Raw genomic sequence first — 16,692 nt, 5'->3', positions numbered from 1 at the left:
GAGGAGACGTAATTGTAGCATTGCTTAAAAAGGAAATATAATGTCAGGATTGCTAAATCACTATCTCTCGGGTTTTTGGGCATTACTCTTTCCATCCATATGCAAAGGTTGCGGAACTGTGCTTGGAAGTACCCGCGAAGTTATCTGTCGCTCCTGTGAATCCAAACTTCCAAAAACAAATTTTTGTGACACGTCTGACAACCCGGTTGCACAAATGTTCTGGGGTAGGGTTCCCCTAGAAAATGCAGCATCTCTATATTATTACCGGAAAGGGGAGCTACTCCAAAAACTAATACACCATTTGAAATATCATGGTGGAAAAGAAACCGGCCTCTACTTAGGAAGATTAGCCGGTAAAATACTAATAAGAACCAATATGATCGTTGGGATTGATGCCTTGGTTCCCGTTCCCCTTCACACGCGAAAACAAAGAATCAGAGGATATAATCAATCAGAACTCCTTGCTCAGGGAATTAGCGATATCATCCAGGTAAAAATAGAAAAAGAGACGGTAATTCGAACCATCCATAGCGAAAGCCAAACTCGTCGCAAGCGATTCGAACGATGGCAAAATGTAAAAAACATTTTTAAAGTAATCGATCATGAACGACTCAGAAATAAACATATCCTTGTCCTTGATGATGTCGTCACCACCGGCTCCACAATTGAAGCATTATGCAATACTCTTTATGAAGTTCCCGGAATAAAAATATCGGTACTAACCATTGGATATTCTGCAGGTTAATCGCAATTTTTCTCAATAGTTTAATGTTTTACCTGTGGCAGCCAGAAAAATATCCAATGTACGCAACTTCTCTTTAATGGCTATCAATTTATCCAATGGCATAAAACCTATTTTGTAATGATACTCAGGACCATGATATTCTTCTGAGACGGAAGAAAATTCAAAATTTTGTAACACATCCGGATTTCTGTATCGCAAGTAAACTTCTATAGCCCCTTCTTTAAAATATTGAAATCCTCCAAAATAGGTAGCCTTTTTATATTCGTAACGGTAAAAATGTCCAAGTGCAGTAATATCGGATAATACAGCCGATCCGGTAGGGTGTCCTCCGGCCCCCTTTCCAAACATAAACTGTTTATCGTAAGCCAGACCTTTAATCACTACTCCATTAAACTCATCTTCCACACTATAAATATATTTATCTTTGGTAACGAATCGTGGTAAAACAAACAGAGTAATTTTTTTATTTTGTAATCGCTCCACCTGTCCAACCAGTTTAATTTTGTATCCCTTTTCCCTAGCATAATTAATATCAAACTCTGATATATTGGAAATACCATAGTTGAGTACCTCGTCAGGTTTCACAATAACGCCAAAACTATGCATTGTTAGAATAATCAATTTATACAAAGAATCAAACCCATCCACATCAAAAGTAGGATCAGATTCCGCGAACCCCAATTTTTGAGCTTCTAAGAGTGCCTCCTGATAATTCTGATTGTGATCAAAAATTTTGGAAAGAATGTAGTTTGACGAACCGTTTAAGATGCCAGTCACAGATAGCAATAGGTCATTGTCGTAATATTCTTCTAAATTTCGAATAACCGGAATGCTTCCGCAAGCTGAAGCCTCATAAAGCAAAGAGACATTCATTTCTTTGGCCAACTTCACCAATTCGGAAAGATTTTCAGCCAACATTTTTTTATTGGCTGAGACCACATTTTTACCATACTGAAGAGCCTTTTTAACAATATGATAAGCATCATCGGCATTATCAATCAGCTCAACAATGGTATTGATATCTTCATTTTCAAGAATCTCATCCGGATTGTAGCAGAACATATTATCAGGAAGAGATCTATTTATTTTTCTACGGACGCAAATTTTAATAATCTTAACATCCTGAGCGGGGCTTTTCTGAAGAACATCGTAAAGTCCTTGTCCGACAACCCCGAATCCAAATAATCCAATATTTAACCTTTGTCTTGACATTACTTAAATTTTTTGAGCCATGAGGAAGTGAAATAACAATAGCCCCTTATAAACCTTCACGGGCCATATAAGGGGCTTCAAAAATAAGTAAATGTTGGTCATTTCTTTCCGGCTTTTTCAAAAGCGGCGGAAAAATCGGCCTTAATATCATCAATATGTTCGATGCCTACCGATACCCTAAGTAAACCGGGTTCAACTCCAGCAGCCTTTTGCTCCTCTGGGGAGAGCTGTTCGTGCGTGGTGGAACTAGGATGAATAATCAGTGTTTTGGCATCGCCCACATTTGCCAGATGACTTACCAATGATAAATTGTTAATAAATTTGTCCGCTGTATCATCAGGTCCTTTGATTTTGAAAGAGAAGACGCCTCCGAATCCTCGTTTCAGATATTTTTTTGCCAACTCATGGTAAGGACTAGAAGGCAATCCCGGATAATTAACGTATTCCACTTGAGGATGATTTTCCAGCCATTTAGCCAATTCAAGGGCATTTTGGACAGTACGTTCAACTCTAAGGGAGAGCGTCTCGAGACCTTGCAAAAGTAAAAAGGCATTAAAAGGACTCAGGGCAGGGCCGAAATCACGCAGTCCTTCGACCCTAGCACGGATAGAAAAGGCAATATTACCAAAAGGTCCGTCAGCACCGAACACTTCCCAGAACTTAAGCCCATGATAGCCTTCAGAAGGTTCAGAGAAGGCCGGAAATTTTCCATTCCCCCAGTTGAAATTACCACCATCGACAATAACACCACCGATGGAAGTTCCATGTCCTCCGATCCACTTAGTAGCGGATTCCACAACCACATTTGCCCCATGCTCAAGGGGACGGAAGAGATATCCACCTGCCCCAAAAGTATTATCGACAATCAGAGGAATACCATGTTTGGCAGCAATTTGCCCCAGTTTTTCAAAATCGGGAATATTAAATCGGGGATTACCAATGGTTTCAACATAAATAGCCTTTGTCTTTTCATCAATTTTGGCTTCAAAGTCAGCCGGATCTTCTGTTTCCACAAACTTCACGTCAATTCCCAGCCGTTTAAATTGTACTTTGAACTGATTAAAAGTACCTCCATACAAGTTAGAAGTAGACACAAAATTATCACCCGTCTGTAATAAGTTGGTGATAGCAATAAACTGAGCAGCTTGTCCTGAAGCCACAGCCACTGCCGCAACACCACCCTCCAGAGCTGCGATTCGTTTTTCGAACACATCGGTGGTGGGATTCATTATACGGGTATAAATATTGCCAAATTCCTTTAAACCAAAAAGATTGGAGGCATGCTCCGAATCATTGAAAACGTAGGATGTAGTTTGATAAATGGGTACGGCCCTCGATTTGGTTGTAGGGTCCACCTCCTGTCCGGCATGCAACTGCAGAGTTTCAAATTTAAAATCAGACATAGTTTTTAAAAATTTATAGGTTAATAAATAAAAGATCAATCTTTCCGGTTGCGTTGACGCACCGGTATCTGATTTAATTTGAACTAAAAAACTTTTTTGGATAATGTGATATACAGATATGATGCGTCAACGAGACTTATGCCATAGACATTCGTCCCATCATCATACCTGTGGTGGTAGTGAAGAAGATTCCGCAAATAGTATTTGTTGCGGCAACCGGATGGATAATATTTGATACAGTGTTCTTCATTCGTACTGTTATGCATGCAAATATGGACATCTTTATCCAAATTACAAATAGTTTAATGATTTTTTTTTGAAAAAACGAATGATTTTTCTCATTACGGTGTCAAAAAGGTATAAACAACAAAAAACTAACAGTTATGAAAAAGTTAATATTCACATTAGCTATGATTGTGGGATTTACTCTTTCCACAAAAAACCTTTCGGCTCAAAACAATGGTATCAATTCGTCACAGGAACAAACCAGTCAAACCGTCCGGACAGGGTTTATTGACAACAATGGAGACGGTATTTGCGACAATTATGACGGTAATCGTTCAGGCCAGGGCCTAGGACCCGGTCATGGTTATGGACAAGGCAGGATCAACGGGAAAGGCCTCGTACGTAAAAACCATCAGGGACACGGCAGAAAGGGCCACATCGGTTTGAGAAATGGCTCAGGAAAAATCAATAACAGACAAGGTATCAGATATGGGAATTTTGTCGATAGCAATAACAACGGATTATGCGATCGTATTGAAAATGGGACAGGACCTCAAGTTTTACAAGACGGTAGCGGAAAAGGAAATGGCCAAAATAATAATTAGTGTAAATTTGGCCCAATCAATCTCATAGAAAATTTGTAGCAGGGGTCCTACAAAATTCCTCTGCTACAAATTTTAGAAAACCGTACCAATGCATTAAAAAAAACTTTTTATAAACCAACTGGATGCAGTTATTACCAACCGACCAGGAATTAGTACAACAATCCAAGGAAGGCAATATGGAAGCCTTTTCCAAGCTGGTTGATAAATATCGACAAAAAGTATTTCAGACCAGCATGGGTTTTTTGCATAATGTTGAGGATGCGGAAGATTTGACACAGGACATATTTGTAAAGGTTTGGCGTTCTATAAAAAGCTTCGACCAGCGATCCTCCTTTAGTACATGGCTATATCGCATTGCAGTAAATCGAGCCATTAATGAGGTAAGAAAAAACAAATTAAAGTCATTTATTGGACTTAATAATGAAGTCAAAAATTCGAACTATACATTAGATAATGCCGAAACACAATTAGTTAATCAAGAGCAAAAAAAGCAAATCAGGCAAGCCATCAACCAGTTAAAAACCAATCAAAGAAAAGCATTTATATTGTTCTATTACCAAGAATTAAGCATGAGAGAAGTAGCCTCAGTGATGAAAATATCCCCCAAAGCGGCTGAAAGTTTAGTGTTTAGAGCTAGGAAAAAATTACAAAAGGTGTTGTCACGCCAATCATGATAAAAGAAGAGTAGCTATTGAATGGGAAGTTTTAGGCTAAAATAGACCTTAGTATTGTCCTTTTTTTAATTCAACGAGCAGGATAAAGTAAATCAAATTAATTAGAAAAAATTTATAACATGAATTGCAAAGAATTCAACAATCGTCTAGCATCAATAAAAGAGGTGGATCATCTGACGCGGGAAATGCGAGATCACATTGACGTTTGTGCTTCTTGCAAAGAAATGCATGCCAAACTTCTTAACTTATTCAAAACAGTGTTGGAGGAAAAATCAGAAAAGGTATCGCCTTTCATCAATACGCGAATATTAGGAGAAATTAAAAGTTCTGAGCAAAGAGTATGGCAAACGAAAACCTCTTTGATATCAGTGATGTCTGTATTTTTCATAATGTTGGGTTTTTTATCAGCAAGAAAAATTTCAGCACCTAAGATGATAACAACCGATCCTATAGAAACCATTGCATCAGAATACTATTTATCTGATAATCCTGGTTCACAGTTAGAAAAAATTTGGCTAAGTACTTATTCATTTGAATGATCGATTTATCGATACAAAACCCATAAAATACTGATTGATATATCCATTAAGAACAACTAACAAGCACACCTACCAGGAGTCATCATAAAAGTTTAATGAACTATATACATACGAGGTATGAATAATAAAAAGAATATTGTTACGATTATCATTTTAATGTTGGCTTTCATTGCAGGATGGGGGATATACCGCTATGGCAATATATTTCCAAAATATGAAAATGAACGCGATAATAACAATACAACTTCTGACGGAAATAATTTTAACAAAGAAACTGTGCAATCAAGATCGGGATTAGGACAAATGATACGAAGTTTAGATTTATCAGCCGAACAAATAAGTAAATTTTCGCAAATGGAAGTTCAATATCGTGAAAGATTGGCAATCTATCTTGCTCGACTAGACACAATAGATATGGCCATCCTAAATGAAGTAAAAAAGGAAATTCCGGATCTAAAGAAACTTGATTCTCTTGCCCAACAGTCTGGTAAAATGCAATATGCACTAAAAAAGGCAACGGCAGAGCACTTCATTCAAATTAAAAGTATATGTACCCCAGAGCAACAAAAGCGATTTCAGGAAGTCATTTCCGAATTAAGTCAATATCGTCGGGGACAAGGTCGGGGAGAAGGTCGAGGATTGGGACGCAGGCAACAAAGAGGATGGAAAAACAGGCAGAAATGAATAGTCAATAAAAGAATAAGAAAAAACTGCCCTGATGTTGGTATCTTAGCGCTCTGACAGAAAAAAGATGGCATTTGATATTTTAGAAATCCTAGAGGTAAATTTACCGGTAAAAGAAATAATACCAGAAGTCAGAAAACGGCTGACGAAGGAAAACAAGTTAATGATAAGTGCTCCTCCTGGTGCAGGGAAAAGTACTCTTCTTCCTCTAGCACTCATGAATGAGCCCTGGCTCGGTAGCAAAAAGATCCTCATGCTTGAACCGCGTCGTCTTGCTGCCAGAAGCATCGCCTACCGAATGTCATCACTTCTTCACGAAGAGATCGGAGAAAGAGTTGGTTATCGTATTCGCTTCGAAAAAAGGATTAGTAACATCACACGTATTGAAGTGGTCACAGAAGGAATATTAACCCGAATGTTACAATCCGACAATGCATTAGAAGATGTTGGAATGATCATTTTCGATGAATATCATGAGCGCAGCCTTTTCGCTGATGTGTCACTAGTTCTTTCATTAGAATCGCAACAGGTGCTTCGACCTGATTTGAGACTGGTAATTATGTCAGCCACTTTAAACATTCCACAGCTGAAAAAAATATTGAATATCCCAGTTATTGAAAGCAAAGGGAAACAGTATCCAATCGAAATAATACACAGAGGTCCAAGAGATATAGCATCCATTCCAGAAAATGTAGCGCATACCATATTAGATTCATTAAAAAGAGATGAAGGAGACGTTCTGGCTTTCCTTCCCGGGGAAAGTGAAATACGTCGATGCGAAGAAATATTAAAAACTAAAACTAAAGAAATATCGATACATCCGCTCTATGGGCAACTCCCACAAAAAGCTCAGCTAGCGGCCATCATGCCGCATTCAAAAGGAAGAAGAAAAGTAGTTTTATCTACCTCCATTGCCGAAACCAGTCTGACCATCGAGGGTATCTCAGTGGTGATTGACAGTGGATTTGGCCGTACGCTTCGTTATGATCCAGGCACCGGTCTTTCCCGACTAACTACCATAGAAATTACGCTTGATGTAGCTGATCAACGAGCGGGTCGGGCAGGTCGTCTGGGACGGGGAAAATGCTATCGTTTATGGACAGCAGCCGATGAACATCGTATGGGGTCACACCGTATTCCGGAAATCGAAGAGTCGGATTTAGCATCACTAATGCTAGATTTAGCACTTTGGGGTATTTCCGATCCCTATGAGTTGAATTGGCCAACACCGCCTCCATTAAATCACATAAAGGAGTCCATAGAAACATTACAAAACATTGGAGCCCTTGAAAATAATAGAATTACTACTCACGGGAAGGAGATGGCTAAGTTAGCCTGTCATCCCCGAATTGCTCATATGTTGCTGATGGCAGAGACGATGGGGCAACTCACCCTGGCCGCCGACCTGGCCGCAATACTCCAAGAACGTGATCCCATGCCACGAGATACTGGCATTGACATAAACCTTCGAATTGCAATGCTAAGGCGATTACGACGAGAAGGACGTCACATCAAACGCTGGCAACAGATTATACGACTTGCTGAATTTTACACCAACATGTTTGGAAAACGACCCGAAAATGGTCCATTCGATCCTTATGATACCGGTTTTCTGCTTGTTAATGCCTATCCCGAAAGGATTGCCTTTGCACGACCCGGTAATGGGGCTCGTTTTCAACTTTCCAATGGCAGTTATGTTATGGCATCACATGAGGACGATTTGGCACATGAACCATGGCTTTCTGTGGCTCATATGGATGCCAGAAATGGATTGGGCAAAATATTTTTGGCATCTCCTTTAGATCCGGGAGATTTAAAATCTATGGCAAAAACCACAGACATTGTCGCGTGGGATATCAAAAGTGGCGGTTTGGTAGCCGTTAAAAATCTATGTATTGGAAGCATTGTATTAAAAACCGTTCCGAAAGAAAATCCTGATCCGGAATTGGTCGTTAAATCCTTATGCGAGGTATTGAAAAAAGAGGGTAAAAAACTGTTGGATTTTAACGATGAAGTGGAACAATGGCAGAATAGGGTACTCAGTTTACGCCATTGGAGACCGGAAGAAAACTGGCCGGATGTTTCTACAACTACACTTCTTGAGTATTGTGAAAAGTGGTTAATGCCTTACCTAACGGGGATTAAGCGGAATGAAGACTTAAAAAAAATCAATCTTTTAGAAGTTCTACACTATCATTTGCCAACTGAAAAGCAAAAATCACTGGATCTTCTAGCCCCAAGAATAATGGAGGTTCCAAGTGGATCAAAATTAAAGCTTAAGTATTATCCCGATGGTTCCAGTCCAGTATTAGCGGTTCGTCTTCAGGAAGTTTTTGGAATGAAAGATACCCCTAGGGTTAACGAAGGGAAAATTCCTGTGCTGCTTCATTTACTCTCACCGGGATTCAAACCGGTACAGATCACATCAGATCTGCGAAGTTTCTGGAATAACACCTATTTTGAAGTACGGAATGAACTCAAAAACAGGTATCCCAAACATGTATGGCCAGATGACCCATGGAAAGAAAAGGCCATACGCGGACCTAAAAGAAGAAGATGATTGATCCATCTGCTGATAAAAAGATAATTCTATTGACAACAATCTAATTCGTTAAACATTTTTGCATTGTCTCAGGTTCTAAATGATAAAACCTGATAAACAGATAGAATGGAATTAGGTATTGGAATGTTTGGTGATCTCACCTTTGATAATCACAACAAAAAATTTCAGTCTGCCAGTAATCGATTGAAAGAGATGATAGAACAAGTAAAACTGGCGGATGATCTAGGGCTTGATATTTTTTTGCTTGGAGAGCATCATCGTCCTGATTATGCAGTATCTTCAACTGAAGTTGTATTATCTGCGTTGTCATCTGTGACGAAAAGCATCAAATTAGCCAGTGGAGTAACAGTATTGAGTTCATCTGACCCGGTAAAAGTCTATCAGGATTTTGTAACTTTAGATTTACTTTCCAACCATCGAGCCGAAATTATTGCAGGTCGAGGCAGCTTTATAGAGTCGTTTCCTCTATATGGCTTCAACATACATGATTATCACGAATTGTTTGAAGAAAAGCTGGAATTACTTATAAAGTTAAACAGAGAATCACCTACACCTGTCACCTGGAAAGGAAAATTCAGATCACCACTTGAAAAACAAATTGTTTACCCTATATCGGAAAGAAAATTACCCATATGGATTGGTGTTGGAGGTACACCAGAATCGGTTTTTCGGGCTGCACTTGTAGGATTGCCAGTCATTTTTGCTATTATCGGAGGACGTCCAAAACAGTTCTTACCTCTCATCGAATATTACAAAGAAGAATACCTAAAACAGGGTCACGACAAGACTCGAATGCAAATCGGTGTACATGTACACTCATTTATAAGTGAATCGCGTAACGACCTTTTGGAAAATTATTTCCCGGATTATTCGGCTCAAATGAATCGGATTGGTAAAGATCGTGGTTGGCCTGCATATACAAAAAACCAGTTTTTGAATGGACTAAAACCTGATGGAGCTTTATATATGGGTTCTCCCTCGGAAGTCATTGACAAGACCCTACAAACGATCGAAATGTTTGGACTCACCAGATTCATTGCACATATAGATGTTGGAGGTCCTTCTCATTCACAATTAATGAAAACTATTGAGATGTACGGTTTAAAAGTTGTTCCTGAAATTAGAAAATCACTTCAAAAATAATATCAAATCGATTTTTTTGAATAAAACCAGTGTCTTTAGCAATTTATAAACCTTAGAATATTTAAGGTAATTAAATGCTGGACTTTTCAATTATCAGTGAGGAAATGTACTTATATTCATTCCCATCATTTTCTATTCCTCCGCCACAGGATCAATATGGATAGTCACACCGATCCTGTATTTATCCACAATTCGTGCCTCATATTCACTGGCAATGGAATGCGCTTTTGAAAGACTAAAATCACCAGGTAATCGGATATGAAAAACCAACTCAGAATGATTCCCATAATGATGAATTTTAAAATCATGTGGGTCAAGGAACAAATTTTCTTTGATACCTGAACCAATAATTTTTATCTCTTCTTTCATATCCGTTTCAATATTTTCACCGAGTAAAATACTAATGGTATCTTTCATAATACCATAGGTCGTATAAAAAATCATGAAAGAGACAAAAATACCCATTACACTGTCAATCCACCATATTCTTCCACCTAAAAATATTCCAATAAGGATCACTACACTAGAAATGGCATCGGAACGGTGATGCCAACCATCTGCCTTTAAGGAATTGGATTGAATATTCTTTCCTATAATTATGGAATATCTGGCCATAGTTTCCTTGACAACCACAGATACCACTGTTACCCAAATTGCCACAGAACCAAAATTAAAAGGGGCCTGTTCTTTGAATTTTATTAATGATTCGGCCAAAAAATTAAATCCAACCACAGCAAGTAAAATACCCACAATAAGGGAAGCTATCAATTCAGCTCTTCCATGACCATAGGGATGTCGATGATCAGCCGGCTTATTGGAAAACTTCAACCCCAATAAAACTGCCATTGAAGAAACAGAATCGAAAAGGGTGTGCCAAGCATCAGCTATCAGCGCAACGGAATGAGAAAGTAAACCTGCCCAATATTTTAGAATAAACAAGGCAATATTTAAAATAATAGAAACCCAAGTGGCTATTATTCCCTTCTTAGAATTCGCCATATTTAATTTTTCTCAACGAGAACCTGATCAACGGGATATCCTTTCTTTTTCCATTGATGCAATCCCCTCTTTAATTGATACAAGTTAGTAAATCCATTATCATGAAGAATATTGTAAACGCTTTCAGACCGTTTACCATACTCGCAATAAATCAAAATAGGTCTTTGCTTGTCAAAAGTGTCTACCAATTGTAACAACAGTTTCTTTTCACCTACAAAGAACGCTCCGGGAATCCTTTCCTTAATATATTCGCTTTTAGTTCTAACATCCAAGATTGCTGCATTATCGCAAGTATCCATCATAACAAAAAAATCACTGCAAGATAAATAGGATTGAGAGGATCCCAAAACACAGACAAAAAAAAACATCAAAAAAAGCATCCACTTATTCATCAGTATAAAATTTGGTTAATTCATTGGTCTAATGGAACTCTCATGACACATGTATTATACCTATCTTTATTGTGACAACCTTAATTGCTCGTACTCTTTTCACCATACTATTCTACAATAAAAAGATCCTTAATAATACCATCAATAACGAACCAACCTTTTCTGGAACCATAAATAAAACCATCATTGACTTCCAGAAAACCATCATTAACCCATTTTCTTATTTTAGTCTCAATTTTTTTCCACCCGTTTTCAAAACAGTTTTCTACCTGCTTAATACAAATTCCTCTTGCGGTTCTTAACCTCAACATAAGAAATTCATTAAAACGATCATAACCATCCAATGTTTCGGAGGCTAATCCATCAGAAAACCCGTTCTTAATATATTGTTGCAAGTCCGACTTATTCCAATATCTTTTTTTTCCGTCAAATGAATGAGCTCCTGGACCAAGACCAAGGTAGGGTTCATCATTCCAATAAGCGGTATTGTGTTTAGAATACAAACCATCTTTACAAAAATTAGAAATCTCATAATGCTCAAATCCCATATGGATAGTTTTATCATGCAACTTCCAAAAAAGTGCTTCACTTTCCGAATCATCAATTTCGACAAGTTTGTTATTTCGCTTTAACCTACCAAAATAGGTTCCTTGTTCGATAGTGAGATGGTAAGCCGAAAGATGTTTAACGGGATACTCCTTTAAAATATCAAGATTGGAAAGGAAAGTGGCTGCATTAGACCAGGGAAGACCATAAATCAAATCCGCTCCCACATTTTGAAATCCGGATTGAAAGGCCCATTCAAGGACTTGACGACTTTGGGCAGCATCATGCCTGCGTCCCATTTTTTTTAGATCAACATCATAAAAACTCTGGACCCCAATACTAAGTCTATTAATTCCTATTGAATAAAGAGATTTTAAATATTCCAGATTTAAATCATCCGGATTCACTTCAATGGTTATTTCCACATTATTTTCCAGCGAATAGTGGGTCGAAATTCGATTTAATACGTCATTAAAATATTTTTCAGAAAAAAGACTGGGAGTACCCCCTCCAAAATAAATAGTGGAAATAGATTTTTCTGTATTTTCAAAAAAAGATCTTCTTTCAACTATCTCTTCAAAAAGCTTTTCAATAAATTGTTCTCTTAAATTAAGCTTTGTACTTTTGAAAAAATCGCAATAATAGCAACGTGTTTTACAAAAAGGGATATGTATATAAATTCCGGCCATATTTCACACTTAACAATAGAGGACAATGGATAAAAAAAATGAGAGGACAAAAAATACCTTTCCAATCCGCATTTAAACTTAAAATGTTCCACGTGAAACACTTTAAAACAATAAGTTATCAACAAATATTCATAGTTTATTAACAATCTCATTAAAATGAAAACAACACTCAAACTATTTGAGAACTATAAATTTACCATTACAACAGTAGGTATTATTATATTTTTAAGTTTGTCATCGAGCGAAGATATCCACAAGCCACGTTTTTTAACTTTTGAAAATGCCGATAAGGTCATTCATTTTTTAATGTATGGTTTTCTAACTTTTGTTTACCTGATGGAAAGAACTCATTTTTTAAAAATTAAAGTCAAAACTAAACAAACGAGATGGTATTATGTTCTTTGGATTTTCATCATCGGCGGAATCATAGAAGTAGTACAACCTATTCTCTCTGATCGAAATCAAGACATATGGGATTTTTTAGCCAACACTTCGGGAATTATTATGGCTTATATAGGTTTTCTGGTATTGCGAAAAATTTACAGCTTCAACAAAATATTTTCGTCGTGACCCATACGTTTAATAATCCCCTCTATAGTTTCACTTTTAAAATATTGGAAAACCTGCTCCCTAATTTCACTATAGCGATCGTGTACCGGACATTTTTCCTTTTTATGTGAAGAACTCTGACAAGGCCCTGTACCAATCAAACAGGTTTCAAAAAAATCTTTTCCGTCAATAATCTCTACAATATCACACAAAGTAATTTCGTTCGCATTCTTAGCGAGATAGAATCCTCCTGTGGGGCCTTTCACACTTTTAAGCAGCCCTTTACGAACAAATATCTGCAATATTTTACTTAAAAATTGCATTGGAATTCCTAATTCAGAAGCAATAATACGCGCATTGGCTCGGTTTTCTTCACTTCCCTTCATACCAATAAAAATTATTGCCCTTACTGCATATTTACATGTGGTCGACAACATAATGACTTTCTGTTTAATGTTTATGTTTTCTTTTTTTCCATTGATTGCTAAAAGAGGATGGTGCAAATTGAGGAAACATACGTTTTTTCCCTACCAATGAACCAGCACCTGATAAACGAACCAGAAAATTTTTAAATGTTCCTTTGGTCAAATCCATCATTGTTCTAGAACTTAATCCTTTTCCCATACCCTTCATTACCAATTTCTCCGATATGGGTCTCAATCCTTTATCCACTGCATCTCGACGATTTTTCAACAGCAGATCAGGCAAAGGTATTTTAACTGGACAGACTTCACCACATTTACCACAAAGTGAGCTTGCAAAACTAAGATGCTGAAATTCTTTTAATCCTTTAAGATGAGGTGTAATGACGGATCCAATTGGTCCGCTGTAAACGGAATTATAGGTATACCCACCCACATTTTTATAAATTGGACACGCATTCAGGCAAGCGCCACATCTTATACAAGCCAACGCTTCTGATTGATCAACTGTGTTATAGAGATCGCTGCGGCCATTATCCAGCAATATGACAATCATTCGCTCTGGTCCACCCCTCTCTTCCTTATTTGCCGGGCCAAAAACCACCGAATTATAAACAGTTACTTTCTGGCCGGTGCCATGGACCGCCAGCAAAGGCCACATCAGATCTAAATCTTTATAGGAAGGCAATAATTTTTCAATTCCTGCCAATACAATATGAATTTTGGGTAATGAAAATGAAAGCATCCCGTTTCCTTCATTTTCTGTTAGCGCAATACCACCTTCTTCCGCCAAAAGGAAGTTTGCACCGGTAATGCCAACACCTGCAGTTTTGAACGCATTTCTCAGTTTTCCACGAACAAATCGAGTCATCTCTTCAGGTGAAGAATCCTCTGAAAGATTAAATTTATCATGAAAAAGAGATGCAATATCTTTTTTTGATTTATGCATGGCCGGGGTAACGATATGATAGGGTTTTTCGCCAGCAACCTGAACAATAAATTCTCCCAGATCGGTTTCTATGGATTGAATTCCGTTCTTTTGCATGTGAAGATTTAAATCTACCTCCTCGGTGGTCATAGATTTACTCTTCACAATAAGTTTGGCCCCACAATCCTTAACAATATCGTAAATAATATCCAATGCTTGATCACTGTCAACAGCCCATTTTACTTCACAACCATTAGCTTTAGCATTTTTTTCAAATTGTTGCAAATAGAATGGAAGTTCTTTTAGTACCTTTCTTTTCAGGATAGCAGCCTTTTGTTTTGCCAATTCCAAATCTTTATAGCGGAGCCTTCCTTTATTTACTGCTGCATCATACTTTGAAATATTAAAACGAATTGTGGCTCGATGTTTATAATCAAAAGCAACTCTTTCCGAATCTTTTAAAAAATTTCTATTTTCTGTACCCCCCATTACGATAGTATTATTTACAAGGAATTTTATTAATTCTCCGCAGATGTCTACCACCTTCGAAGCCAGTGGTTAAAAATGCATTAACAATTTTCAAAGCTTCCTGTTGTTTCAAAAATCTTCCTGGCAAAGCACAAATATTAGCATCATTATGAAGCCTGGCAAGATAGGCAATCTCAGTATTCCAGCATAAAGCAGAGCGAATACCCTGATGTTTGTTAACAGTCATGTTAATACCATTACCGCTTCCACATATAGCAATACCAATTTCACATTCTCCATTTTCAACAGCTTTAGCCAAAGGATGCGCATAATCTGGATAATCGGTACTATCATCAGAATCGGTACCAAAGTCAATCACTACTATTCCTTTCTTAATTAACTCTCCTTTAATAAAAGTTTTAAGGTTAAAACCTGCATGATCACTACCTAATCCTATCGTCTTGAACAGCATATTTTTTTGATTTCAAAGATAATAAATAATCGGTCTCATTTGTCCATTTTATATGATGTTGAAAACATGTTGTCTTTCTGTGATAAATTTCTGATAAAATATTCTTGACAAACTAAGAAATTTATGCATTAACCAGAACATTTGGAACTCTCGACTTAAAACAGCATGATTTTACCATTTAGTTTTTCACAGATTAAACAATCATCATTAACAACAAGCCATTAATTATTTTTTAAATTTGTCAGGTATTAACAGTTGTTGATAATAGTCTTTAAAAAATTGAATAATAAAAATATAAGAGTATAATAAACCGTTGATAAAGGCAAGGAAAGTATTCATTACAATTAAAGTCAAGGGATATCCTAAAATCTTTTAAACACTTTCGACAGCCTATTATCATCATTATTTATTCTTTTAAAATTTATTAGTATGTATAATGATTGGTTGAAAAAAGGTTTTGTGGATGAACTCATCCCGAAAGGAGTGGACTTGGTAAGTGAGATTATTTCTCTTAGAGAGAAAAAAAATGCCTTAATTATGGCTCATTATTATCAGAAGAATGAAATTCAAGATATTGCTGATTTCGTGGGCGACAGTTTAGCTCTTGCTTGGGAAGCATCAAAAACGGATGCCAGTATTATTTTGTTATCTGGGGTTTTGTTTATGGGTGAAACTGCAAAAATTCTATCTCCCGATAAAAAGGTTTTGGTTCCTGATTTTAATGCGGGGTGTTCGCTAGCCGACAGCTGTCCAGAAGAAGATTTTCGGCAATTTATAAAAAAGCATCCGAACCATATAGTTATTACCTATGTGAATACTTCAGCCGAAGTAAAAGCTCTTTCTGATATAGTTGTTACTTCTACAAATGCAGTAAAAATTATTAATAGTATCCCTAAGGATCAGAAAATTATTTTTGGTCCTGATAGAAATCTTGGAAATTACTTGGAGAGTATATCAGGAAGGGAAATGGTTATTTGGGATGGTGCTTGTCATGTACATGAAAAATTTTCGGTTGAAAAAATTGTTCAACTTAAGGAAGATCATTCTGATGCGTTAATATTAGCGCATCCTGAGTGTAAAAAGCCTGTTTTAACTATCGCCGACTTTATTGGTAGCACCGCCAATTTGTTGAAATATACCCAGCAATCTTCTTCCAAAAAATTTATTGTGGCTACAGAGTCGGGAATATTGCATCAAATGCAACAATCTTCACCCGATAAAACATTTATAGCCGCTCCACCTAGTGATTCGACTTGTGGATGTAATGATTGTGAATTTATGCGGCTTAATACTTTGGAAAAAATTTATCTTACCCTAAAATACGAATTTCCTGAAGTTCAAGTAAAAGAAGATATCCGTTTGAAAGCGATTAAACCAATTCAGAGAATGTTTGAATTGTCCGGTTCACTTTTGAATAAAAAGGATTAGGATTCT

Annotated in this window: 17 protein-coding genes; 9 read left to right on the top strand and 8 right to left on the bottom strand. The window is 37.1% G+C overall.

The features are described 5' to 3' along the window. Window positions 1–40: 40 nt before the first annotated feature. Window positions 41–745, top strand: coding sequence for a ComF family protein (locus ACT29H_RS03780; protein WP_444820265.1), 705 nt, complete (start codon window positions 41–43; stop codon window positions 743–745). Between the two features lie 12 nt (window positions 746–757). Here ACT29H_RS03780 and ACT29H_RS03775 read toward each other — a convergent pair whose 3' ends face one another. Together ACT29H_RS03775 and ACT29H_RS03770 are read right to left on the bottom strand one after the other, a co-directional pair. Next, window positions 758–1,957 carry a homoserine dehydrogenase gene (locus tag ACT29H_RS03775; RefSeq protein WP_444820264.1) on the bottom strand — a complete coding sequence of 400 codons (1,200 nt, stop codon included), beginning with the start codon at window positions 1,955–1,957 and terminating at the stop codon, window positions 758–760. Window positions 1,958–2,055: 98 nt separating this feature from the next. Then, window positions 2,056–3,360, bottom strand: a complete 1,305-nt coding sequence (locus ACT29H_RS03770; RefSeq protein ID WP_444820263.1) for an O-acetylhomoserine aminocarboxypropyltransferase/cysteine synthase family protein — start codon at window positions 3,358–3,360, stop codon at window positions 2,056–2,058. A gap of 383 nt (window positions 3,361–3,743) precedes the next feature. Between ACT29H_RS03770 and ACT29H_RS03765 the strand changes: the two genes are divergently transcribed. The 6 genes from ACT29H_RS03765 (at window position 3,744) to ACT29H_RS03740 (ending at window position 9,793) form a co-directional block, all read left to right on the top strand. After that, entirely contained in the window at window positions 3,744–4,190 is a 447-nt protein-coding gene (locus tag ACT29H_RS03765; RefSeq protein ID WP_444820262.1) for a hypothetical protein, read from the top strand. Window positions 4,191–4,312: 122 nt separating this feature from the next. Continuing rightward, a complete protein-coding gene (locus ACT29H_RS03760; RefSeq protein ID WP_444820261.1) occupies window positions 4,313–4,864 on the top strand; it encodes an RNA polymerase sigma factor in 552 nt (183 codons plus the stop codon). Between the two features lie 119 nt (window positions 4,865–4,983). Next, window positions 4,984–5,403 carry a hypothetical protein gene (locus tag ACT29H_RS03755; protein WP_444820260.1) on the top strand — a complete coding sequence of 140 codons (420 nt, stop codon included), beginning with the start codon at window positions 4,984–4,986 and terminating at the stop codon, window positions 5,401–5,403. A 117-nt stretch (window positions 5,404–5,520) separates the two neighbouring features. Continuing rightward, the gene (locus tag ACT29H_RS03750) at window positions 5,521–6,087 is read left to right on the top strand and encodes a Spy/CpxP family protein refolding chaperone (protein WP_444820259.1); all 567 of its coding nucleotides are present in this window, start codon (window positions 5,521–5,523) and stop codon (window positions 6,085–6,087) included. Between the two features lie 67 nt (window positions 6,088–6,154). Next, entirely contained in the window at window positions 6,155–8,647 is a 2,493-nt protein-coding gene (hrpB, locus tag ACT29H_RS03745) for an ATP-dependent helicase HrpB (protein WP_444820258.1), read from the top strand. A 108-nt stretch (window positions 8,648–8,755) separates the two neighbouring features. Next, a complete protein-coding gene (locus ACT29H_RS03740; protein ID WP_444820257.1) occupies window positions 8,756–9,793 on the top strand; it encodes an LLM class flavin-dependent oxidoreductase in 1,038 nt (345 codons plus the stop codon). Window positions 9,794–9,925: 132 nt separating this feature from the next. Here ACT29H_RS03740 and ACT29H_RS03735 read toward each other — a convergent pair whose 3' ends face one another. The 3 genes from ACT29H_RS03735 to hemW form a co-directional block, all read right to left on the bottom strand. Then, window positions 9,926–10,792, bottom strand: coding sequence for a cation diffusion facilitator family transporter (locus ACT29H_RS03735; protein ID WP_444820256.1), 867 nt, complete (start codon window positions 10,790–10,792; stop codon window positions 9,926–9,928). 2 nt (window positions 10,793–10,794) lie between these two features. After that, a complete protein-coding gene (locus tag ACT29H_RS03730; protein ID WP_444820255.1) occupies window positions 10,795–11,184 on the bottom strand; it encodes a rhodanese-like domain-containing protein in 390 nt (129 codons plus the stop codon). A gap of 107 nt (window positions 11,185–11,291) precedes the next feature. Beyond that, window positions 11,292–12,419: a radical SAM family heme chaperone HemW gene (gene hemW / locus ACT29H_RS03725; RefSeq protein ID WP_444820254.1), complete on the bottom strand. Its 1,128-nt coding sequence runs from the start codon at window positions 12,417–12,419 to the stop codon at window positions 11,292–11,294. 156 nt (window positions 12,420–12,575) lie between these two features. On the opposite strand from hemW, the gene ACT29H_RS03720 reads away from it, so the two are divergent. Continuing rightward, on the top strand, window positions 12,576–12,989 hold the full coding sequence (locus ACT29H_RS03720; protein ID WP_444820253.1) for a VanZ family protein: 414 nt from the start codon (window positions 12,576–12,578) through the stop codon (window positions 12,987–12,989). Here ACT29H_RS03720 and ACT29H_RS03715 read toward each other — a convergent pair. Genes ACT29H_RS03715 through rpiB form a run of 3 tightly spaced genes read right to left on the bottom strand, consistent with a single transcriptional unit; the run spans window position 12,959 to window position 15,258 of the window. Further along, window positions 12,959–13,405, bottom strand: coding sequence for an RrF2 family transcriptional regulator (locus tag ACT29H_RS03715; protein WP_444820252.1), 447 nt, complete (start codon window positions 13,403–13,405; stop codon window positions 12,959–12,961). The two genes, ACT29H_RS03720 and ACT29H_RS03715, sit on opposite strands and share 31 nt — an antisense overlap. Window positions 13,406–13,418: 13 nt before the next feature. Beyond that, entirely contained in the window at window positions 13,419–14,807 is a 1,389-nt protein-coding gene (locus ACT29H_RS03710) for a lactate utilization protein B (protein WP_444820251.1), read from the bottom strand. Window positions 14,808–14,817: 10 nt separating this feature from the next. Beyond that, window positions 14,818–15,258, bottom strand: a complete 441-nt coding sequence (gene rpiB / locus ACT29H_RS03705; RefSeq protein ID WP_444820250.1) for a ribose 5-phosphate isomerase B — start codon at window positions 15,256–15,258, stop codon at window positions 14,818–14,820. 429 nt (window positions 15,259–15,687) lie between these two features. Here rpiB and nadA point away from each other — a divergent pair, with 429 nt between their 5' ends. Next, window positions 15,688–16,686, top strand: a complete 999-nt coding sequence (gene nadA, locus ACT29H_RS03700; RefSeq protein WP_444820249.1) for a quinolinate synthase NadA — start codon at window positions 15,688–15,690, stop codon at window positions 16,684–16,686. Window positions 16,687–16,692 lie beyond the last annotated feature (6 nt).

This window comes from Thermophagus sp. OGC60D27 (assembly GCF_052400625.1).
Taxonomy (GTDB): Bacteria; Bacteroidota; Bacteroidia; order Bacteroidales; family Marinilabiliaceae; genus Thermophagus.
This window is presented reverse-complemented; position numbering and strand designations above follow the sequence as displayed.

Coding starts and splice junctions, on each gene's coding strand:
- ACT29H_RS03780 (WP_444820265.1), top strand. CDS start 41: ATGTCAGGATTGCTAAATCACTATCTCTCGGGTTTTTGGGCATTACTC.
- ACT29H_RS03775 (WP_444820264.1), bottom strand. CDS start 1,957: ATGTCAAGACAAAGGTTAAATATTGGATTATTTGGATTCGGGGTTGTC.
- ACT29H_RS03770 (WP_444820263.1), bottom strand. CDS start 3,360: ATGTCTGATTTTAAATTTGAAACTCTGCAGTTGCATGCCGGACAGGAG.
- ACT29H_RS03765 (WP_444820262.1), top strand. CDS start 3,744: ATGAAAAAGTTAATATTCACATTAGCTATGATTGTGGGATTTACTCTT.
- ACT29H_RS03760 (WP_444820261.1), top strand. CDS start 4,313: ATGCAGTTATTACCAACCGACCAGGAATTAGTACAACAATCCAAGGAA.
- ACT29H_RS03755 (WP_444820260.1), top strand. CDS start 4,984: ATGAATTGCAAAGAATTCAACAATCGTCTAGCATCAATAAAAGAGGTG.
- ACT29H_RS03750 (WP_444820259.1), top strand. CDS start 5,521: ATGAATAATAAAAAGAATATTGTTACGATTATCATTTTAATGTTGGCT.
- hrpB (WP_444820258.1), top strand. CDS start 6,155: ATGGCATTTGATATTTTAGAAATCCTAGAGGTAAATTTACCGGTAAAA.
- ACT29H_RS03740 (WP_444820257.1), top strand. CDS start 8,756: ATGGAATTAGGTATTGGAATGTTTGGTGATCTCACCTTTGATAATCAC.
- ACT29H_RS03735 (WP_444820256.1), bottom strand. CDS start 10,792: ATGGCGAATTCTAAGAAGGGAATAATAGCCACTTGGGTTTCTATTATT.
- ACT29H_RS03730 (WP_444820255.1), bottom strand. CDS start 11,184: ATGAATAAGTGGATGCTTTTTTTGATGTTTTTTTTTGTCTGTGTTTTG.
- hemW (WP_444820254.1), bottom strand. CDS start 12,419: ATGGCCGGAATTTATATACATATCCCTTTTTGTAAAACACGTTGCTAT.
- ACT29H_RS03720 (WP_444820253.1), top strand. CDS start 12,576: ATGAAAACAACACTCAAACTATTTGAGAACTATAAATTTACCATTACA.
- ACT29H_RS03715 (WP_444820252.1), bottom strand. CDS start 13,405: ATGTTGTCGACCACATGTAAATATGCAGTAAGGGCAATAATTTTTATT.
- ACT29H_RS03710 (WP_444820251.1), bottom strand. CDS start 14,807: ATGGGGGGTACAGAAAATAGAAATTTTTTAAAAGATTCGGAAAGAGTT.
- rpiB (WP_444820250.1), bottom strand. CDS start 15,258: ATGCTGTTCAAGACGATAGGATTAGGTAGTGATCATGCAGGTTTTAAC.
- nadA (WP_444820249.1), top strand. CDS start 15,688: ATGTATAATGATTGGTTGAAAAAAGGTTTTGTGGATGAACTCATCCCG.